Genomic DNA, 7,055 nt, shown 5'->3' on the forward strand with positions numbered 1-7,055 from the left:
CGCGTGGGGGGCGCATCCGGGGGCGGCGTGCGGCGGACCGCCCCGACCCGCTACGATGCACAGCGTGCCGCACCGCCATCAGGGTGCGTACGGCGCACGCGGGCGTAGCTCAATGGTAGAGCCCCAGTCTTCCAAACTGGCTACGCGGGTTCGATTCCCGTCGCCCGCTCCACATGACGCCTCCGGCCCCGCCGGAGGCGTTTTTGTTGTGCCCGGGCCCGGAACGCGCTCCGAACAAGCTCGGAACGGGCTCAGAACTTGATGCCGTTTATCGTCTGCGCGAGCGAGCTGAGGAAACGATTGATCGATGGCGCCATGCCCGTGGAGGCGAGGAAGAAGCCGAAGAGGATCGCCACGATCGCCGGCCCCGCCTTGATGTTCTTACTGCGGATCATCACCACCAGGATGATCGCCAAAAGCAGCACCACGGACAGTGAAATGGCCACAACTGATCACACCTTCGGTCGGAAGCACCTGGCCGGGCCCGGGAGCCAATGCCGTCCCGCACACCCCCCACCCGACCATCGTGCCACCAACTCGCCTCCGGTTGCGATGGCGTGACGTTTCATCGGGGTATTACCAGGGGTTCTTGATGAGAGGGGTGAAACCGGAACCATTCGTTCGGAGCAAAAGTGTGATCAACGCCTGTTGTGGACGGGGTTTATGCGCCCCTCAAATGGCGGATGAGCGTCTCCAGCGCCGCCCAGCCCTCGGCCGACTCGCCGTCCCCCAGCGCGTAGAAGAAGCCGGGACGGGCGTCGGGCCCCAGCCGCACCGGGGCCTCCGGCAGGGGCGGGCGGCCCGCGCGGTCGCGGCCCGCCTCCCGCACCCCCTCCGCGCCCAGGACGAACGCGTACGGCACCGGGAGCCGCTCGAAGCGGGGCGGGGCGGTCAGGTCCCGGCGCGCCTCGCGCAGCTGGCACACCATGGTCTTCAGCCCGTGCCCGGTCACCAGCTCGCCGGCCAGCGCGGGGAGCGCCTCCAGCGGCGGCTTCTCCCCGGGGCCGTAGCCGAGGGTGAGGGTGATGTCCTCCTCCACGGCGTCCGGGGTGCGCTCCACGCGCAGCGTGGCCACCGCCGGGCGGTCGGGGGTGCCCACCGCCATCGTCCAGGTGGGTTCGGGGGCGCGCCGGTAGGCCAGGTCGGTCAGCTGCCGGCGCGACCAGGCGAGGCCGGCGGGCTCCGCCGTGCCCCAGCCGGCCGGCGGGCCGCCCGTCAGCGCCCGCCAGGCGGCCTCCAGCGCGCCGCCGAGGACGAGATCGGCCTCGGGGCGGTGCTGGGTGCGGAAGGAGACGACGAGCTGGCGCTCCTCGGTGCGGGCGGTCTCCGCGAAGGCGTCCGCCACCGGGGTCTCGCCGTCCTCGCCCCGGTCCGGGACGAAGGCGCCGTCCTGCCAGCGCAGCACCGCGCCGGTCAGGCCGTCGTAGTAGCCGCAGCGCTCGTCCTGCACCACCCAGCGCGAGGGGGTGGACTGGAGCAGCAGCCGGGTGGCGAGGGAGAGGCGGCAGTGCGGCGGGGTCACGATCTGGAGGGCGCGGTCGCTCTCCACGGTGGCCCGGAGCACCTCCGAGAGCCAGCTCGTCATGGGGACGACGGGCCGGTCCTGGAGGACGATCGCGGCCTGGTCGGTGAGCATGTCGACGGCCGGCTGGGCGGCCGCGGGCACGGGTACGGCCGTGACGCCCGAGACGTCGACCGGGCGGGCCGCCCCGGTGGTGCCGGGGGCGTCCGGCGGCCAGACCCGGCCACCCAGCAGCATCGTCAGGCGGGCCGCGAAGGCGCCCGCGAGCCGTTCGGCCTCGGGGACGCCGGTGGTGGCCCGGGCCTCGATCCACCAGGCGGGGCCGTCACCGGCGGGCGCGGCGCCGGGGCCCAGCAGCCGGTCGGCCTCCCCGGGCACCTGGAGCATCAGGGGCGCCTCGATCGAGACCAGCGGCCGCCCCCCGGCGTCGCACAGCTGGATCACGGCGCCCTCGCCGGTGGTCTCGACCCGCAGGTCGGGGCCGCCGGCGAGCAGGCCCGCCAGGACGCTCGGCGCGTCCGGCATGCGCTCGGTGAGCGCGATCACGTCCTTGGTCATGCGGTGTTCCCCGTGTCTCCCGTGGTGGCTGTGCTGCCGGTGGGTTCGGCGTCCTCCGCCGCCAGCGCCGTCTGGATCAGCCGCGTCGCCTCGCCGCGGCGGACGAGCGTGCCGCGGCCGGGCGGCTGCGCCCCGGCGTAGACGCCGGGGAAGAGCTGGCCCTCCTGCCGGTCGCCGGTCATGACGACGGCCGTGGTGCCGCTCTCGCGCAGGGTCATCAGGAACGGCTCGTAGAGCGCCCGCGAGGCGCCCGCCACCCGGCGGGTGACGACGAAGTGGAGGCCGATGTCCTGGGCGGAGGGGATGAACGGCAGGAAGGGCGCGAGCGGTTGCTGGCCCGCGGTGGTGAGGATGTCGTAGTCGTCGATGAGGATGACGATGCGCGGGCCCGAGTACCAGGTGCCGGACGCCAGGGCGTCCTGGGCGGCGAGGTCGTCGGGCATCCGCTTCTCGAGCTCGGTGGCGATGCCGGTGGCCAGGGCGCCGCAGAGCCGGGAGTTGTGGGCGTAGCCGCCGCGGTACTCCTCGGGGATCAGCTTGCGCAGGCCCCGGCGGGGGTCGAAGACCGCGAAGACGATCTCCTCGTCGGAGTAGCGCTCCATGAGCCCCTGGGCGATCAGACGCAGCAGATTGGTCTTCCCGCACTCGCTGTCGCCGAGGATCATCAGGTGCTGGTCGCGCCGGAACAGGTCGAGCAGGACGGGCGCGAGCGCCGTCTGGTCGAGGGCGACCGGCACCCGGTTGGGCTCGGCGGTGACGGACGGCAGCGAGGCCGCGGGGATGCGGGCGGGCAGGACGCGCACCCGCTGGGCGCCGTCGCCGGACCAGGACGAGCGGATGACCAGGGCGGCCTGTTCGACGGCCGGGCCCAGCTCGGCGGTGCTGGCGAGGGAGTCGATGCGGGGCAGCGCGGTCTGGGCGAACAGCTTGCCGTCGGTCAGGACCCGGCCCTTCTCGTCCGGGCCCAGGGTCTCGGCGAGCTTGCGGTCGATGCTGGAGTCGCCGGGGTCGTTCAGACGGAGCTCGACGCGGGTGCCGAACATCGACTGGGTGGCGATGCGGACGTCGTTCCAGCGGTGCATGGCGGCGACGACGTGGATGCCGTAGCCGCCGCCGCGCTTGAGGAGGTCGGTGACCGCGTCCTCGATGTCCTCGAAGTCGTCGCGCAGGGCGCCGAACCCGTCGACGAGCAGCACGACCTCGGTGGAGGACAGCTCGGGCAGCCGGCCCTCGGCGCGCATCTCGCGCAGTCGCTCGACGGAGTCGATGCCGTGCTCGCGGAAGAGCTCCTCGCGGGCGGCGAGCATGCCGCGCACCTCCTCCACCGTGCGGCTGACGCGCTCGCGGTCGGCGCGGCCCGCGATGCCGCCGACGTGGGGCAGCCCGGAGAGCGCGGCGAGGCCGCCGCCGACCAGGTCGAGCCCGTAGACGCCGACCTCGCGCGGGGTGTGGGTCATCGCCAGGGACAGGGCGAGGGTGCGCAGCAGGGTCGTCTTGCCTGACTGGGGGCCGCCGATGACGGCGGCGTGGCCGCCGGCGACGGTGAGGTCGAGGACCCACTGGCCCTGCCACTGCTTGGCCGGGTCGTCGAGGATGCCGAGCGGCACCCGCATGGGGCCGGGGCGGACGGCCAGTTGCATGCCGCGCGCGCCGGCCTGGAGGGGGCCGGCCGAGGTGTCCAGGGCGATGGCCCGGGGCAGCGGCGGCAGCCAGATGGCGCGGGTGGGGGCGGCGGCGTCGCGGAGCTGGTCGACGACGACGGACATGGTGGTGGGGCCGGGATTGCGGTGGCGCATGGCGGGCTGTTCGCCGTCGCCCGGGGCGTCCTCGGGCTCGCCGATGGTGTTGAAGTCCGGGTAGGGGAGGACGGTGGGGCCGTCGTCCTCGGTGTCGCGCGTCACGGGGCCGCGATAGGGGCCGGAGACGAAGCCGGCCTTGAACCGCTCGTAGGCGCTGGTGTCGACCTTCAGATAGCCGAAGCCGGGGATGGGCGGCAGGTGGAAGGCGTCGGTGGTGTCGAGGACGGTGCGGGACTCGTCGGCGGAGAAGGTGCGCAGGCCGAGCCGGTAGGAGAGGTAGGTGTCCAGGCCCTTGAGCTTGCCGCCCTCGATGCGCTGGCTGGAGAGCAGCAGGTGGACGCCGATGGAGCGGCCGATGCGGCCGATGGACAGGAACAGGTCGATGAAGTCGGGCTTGGCCGTGAGGAGTTCGCCGAACTCGTCGATGACGACGAACAGGTGCGGCAGCGGGTCGAGGTCGGGGCGGGTCTCGCGCAGGGCGGCGTAGTGGCCGATGTCGGCGACGTTGCCCGCGTCCTTGAGGACCTGCTGGCGGCGCTGGACCTCGCCGGCGAGGGAGGAGTGGACGCGCTCGACGAGGCCGGCCTGGTTCTCCAGGTTGGTGATGACGCCGGCGACGTGCGGCAGGTCGGCGAAGGGCGCGAAGGTGGCGCCGCCCTTGTAGTCGACGAGGACCATGGCGAGGTCCTCCGGCGGGTGGCTCGCGACCAGCGCGAGGACGAGGGTGCGCAGGAGTTCGCTCTTGCCGGAGCCGGTGGCGCCGACGCACAGGCCGTGCGGGCCCATGCCGAGCTCGGAGGACTCCTTGAGGTCGAGCAGGACGGGCTCGCGGCTGTCGCTGACGCCGATGGGCACGCGCAGGAAGGCGCGTTCGCCGCGCGGTCGCCACAGGGACCCGACGTCCAGGGCGGCCGGGTCGTCGATGCCGAGGAGCTCGGCGAAGTCGACGGGGCCGGACAGGGGCGCGTCCACGAGGGATTCGGCGGACAGCCGCAGGGGGGAGAGCAGCCGGGCGATGCCCTCCACCCCGGCGGCGGTCGCCTGGTCGGCGGTGCCCTCGGAGACGACCGGCTCGGCGGGGCGCAGGTCCTCGATGTGCACCTGGTCGCCGTCGACGGTGATGCGCAGGGACACCTGGCCGGGCTCCTGGACGCGCTCGGCGACCAGGTGGAGCACGGTGACGCCCATGTCCCGCAGGGGGACGGCGTCGTCGGGGCGCGGCAGTTCGCGGGCGTCCTGCCCGTACTCGTCGCTGACGACGAGGAGGCGGCCCGCCATCTCCAGGGCGTCCCGGCCGGAGAGGCCGCGCCGCACCTCGGCGGCGTAGGAGGCGCGGGTGCGCAGGTCGGCGCCCATCAGCCGGGCGAGCTGGGCGAGTCCGGGGGCGATGCGGCGGGCGGCGACGGGCCCGTCGTGCTCCTCGGCGTCGAGGGCGTGGGGCAGCCACTTGAACCAGCCCCAGTCGGCCATCCGCTCGCCCGGGCAGGCGAGCGCGAAGGCGACGTCGTCGGGGGCGTGGGTGACGGCGGCCTGGGTGAGCAGGGCGCGGACGACGCGCAGGACGCCCTCGCGGTCGCCGACGACGCTGACGTCGCCGGCGCGGTCGAGGGGGACGGTCAGGGGCAGGTCGGCCGCCGTCACGAAGCGGTTCTTCAGCGCCCCGGCCTCGTTGAGCATGAAGCGGTCCGGCGGGGTGAGGACGCTGCCGCCCTGCTGGCCGACCTTCAGGGGCCGTACGGGCATCCGTCCGGTGCCCACGCGCACCTTGAGGAAGTCGCCGTCGAGGCGGCGGCGCTCCCACAGCCGGGCCGGGTCGCGCACGAGGTCGTAGAGCGCCTCGGGCGGCGGGTCCAGGACACGGGCGGTCTCGCGGCGCTCGCGCTCCTCGGCGCCCAGCTCCTCGCGGAGCTCCTCCAGGTACTCGAGGTAGCGCTCGCGCTGCTGACGGCGGGTGCGCTGGGCCTTGCCGCGCTGCGACAGCAGCATGCCCACCGAGCCGATCACGGTGACGACGAGCACGATCGCCCCGAGTCCGGCGAACTGGCTGTTGCGCACGACCGTCATCATCACGACGGAACTCATCACGCCCGCGATGGGCATGAGGGTGTGGAGGGCGCCGCCGGTCTTGCCCTCGGGCAGATTGGGCGGCGGCTCGATGACGCGCTCCTCCGGCGTCGGCAACGGCCGGGTGGTGCGGGCGGGGCGGTGGACTATTCGCGTGGTCATCAGGGGGTCCGCCTGCTCATCGGGAGGTTCGCCGGCTCATGGCTCGGGTGAGGACGTCGGCGGCGAGCTCGGTGACGGCCTCGCGGGTGACCTGGCCGAGCAGGTCGGTGCGGATCGGGCCGCCGGCGGCGAGGTGCCGGTCGTAGGGGAGCATCAGGACTTTCACGCCGTCGAGCTGGAGGTGCTCGCTCGCCGCGGTCACGTCGAGCGTCATGTGGGGGGACGACGCGGCGACGACCACCACGGTTCCCGTCAGCATCCTCGGCCGCCCCAGCGACGCCATCCAGTCCAGCACCGCGCGGGTGCTGGTGACGCCCTCCACGGTGGCGGGGGTGACCAGCACCCGCGCCTGGGCGGCCGACAGGGCGGTGCGCGACAGCTCGCTGGGCAGGGTGTCGCAGTCGACGACGGTGATGCCGAAGTAGCGGCGCAGCGCGACCATCACCGTGCGGTAGTCCGGCAGGTCCAGCCGGCTGCCGACGCGGCCCTGGCTGCCGGGCAGCAGCCAGCCCCGGTCGGGGAGCTGGACGAGATAGCCGACGACGTCGGTGAGCTGCATCGAGGGGTCGATGATCCGGGCGAGGTCGCTGGTCGTCCAGCGCACCTTGGTGACCCCCAGCCGGGCCGGGAGGGTGCCCAGCGCGGAGTCGGCCTCCAGCATCAGGACGGGGTCCTGGCGGTAGTGGGCGTAGGTGCGGCCGAGCAGCGCGGCGACGGTGGTCTTGCCCGCGCCGCCGCGGATGCTGGTGACGACGATCTGCCGGCCGGTGGTCAGCGGCTGCTGGAGCGCCTGGGCGACGCGGGTCGCCTCCTCCACCTCGCGGGTGGCCGAGGAGCCCATCAGGCGCCGCAGCGAGCGCGAGGTCCGCTTGGCGGCGGAGTCGCCGCTCAGCGGCTTGCCCTTGAGGAGCTCCTCGGGGAGCGGGATCTCCATGGTGACGGGGGTGGGC

4 protein-coding genes and 1 tRNA gene are annotated in these 7,055 nt (G+C 73.8%); 1 reads left to right on the forward strand and 4 read right to left on the reverse strand.

Annotated elements, in window-relative coordinates; translation table 11 throughout:
• Window positions 1-98: 98 nt before the first annotated feature.
• Window positions 99-172 (forward strand) — tRNA-Gly (locus K6I33_RS28865).
• 79 nt (window positions 173-251) lie between these two features.
• On the opposite strand, the gene K6I33_RS28870 is transcribed toward K6I33_RS28865, so the two are convergent.
• The 4 genes from K6I33_RS28870 to K6I33_RS28885 form a co-directional block, all read right to left on the reverse strand.
• On the reverse strand, window positions 252-446 hold the full coding sequence (locus K6I33_RS28870) for a hypothetical protein (protein ID WP_126914139.1): 195 nt from the start codon (window positions 444-446) through the stop codon (window positions 252-254).
• Between the two features lie 215 nt (window positions 447-661).
• Window positions 662-2,080, reverse strand: a complete 1,419-nt coding sequence (locus tag K6I33_RS28875; RefSeq protein ID WP_229357483.1) for a DUF6177 family protein — start codon at window positions 2,078-2,080, stop codon at window positions 662-664.
• Window positions 2,077-6,105 carry a type VII secretion protein EccCa gene (gene eccCa, locus K6I33_RS28880; protein ID WP_229357484.1) on the reverse strand — a complete coding sequence of 1,343 codons (4,029 nt, stop codon included), beginning with the start codon at window positions 6,103-6,105 and terminating at the stop codon, window positions 2,077-2,079. Before eccCa ends, K6I33_RS28875 begins: the two co-directional genes overlap by 4 nt.
• Window positions 6,106-6,121: 16 nt before the next feature.
• Complete coding sequence (locus tag K6I33_RS28885; protein ID WP_229357485.1) at window positions 6,122-7,039, reverse strand: type VII secretion protein; 918 nt, start codon at window positions 7,037-7,039, stop codon at window positions 6,122-6,124.
• Window positions 7,040-7,055: the final 16 nt, after the last annotated feature.

The organism is Streptomyces sp. UNOB3_S3, assembly GCF_020740895.1.
GTDB lineage: Bacteria > Actinomycetota > Actinomycetes > Streptomycetales > Streptomycetaceae > Streptomyces.

Bases quoted from the DNA above. Each gene is read 5' to 3' on its own strand.
- K6I33_RS28875 (WP_229357483.1), bottom strand. From the start codon at position 2,080: ATGACCAAGGACGTGATCGCGCTCACCGAGCGCATGCCGGACGCGCCG.
- eccCa (WP_229357484.1), bottom strand. From the start codon at position 6,105: ATGACCACGCGAATAGTCCACCGCCCCGCCCGCACCACCCGGCCGTTG.
- K6I33_RS28885 (WP_229357485.1), bottom strand. From the start codon at position 7,039: ATGGAGATCCCGCTCCCCGAGGAGCTCCTCAAGGGCAAGCCGCTGAGC.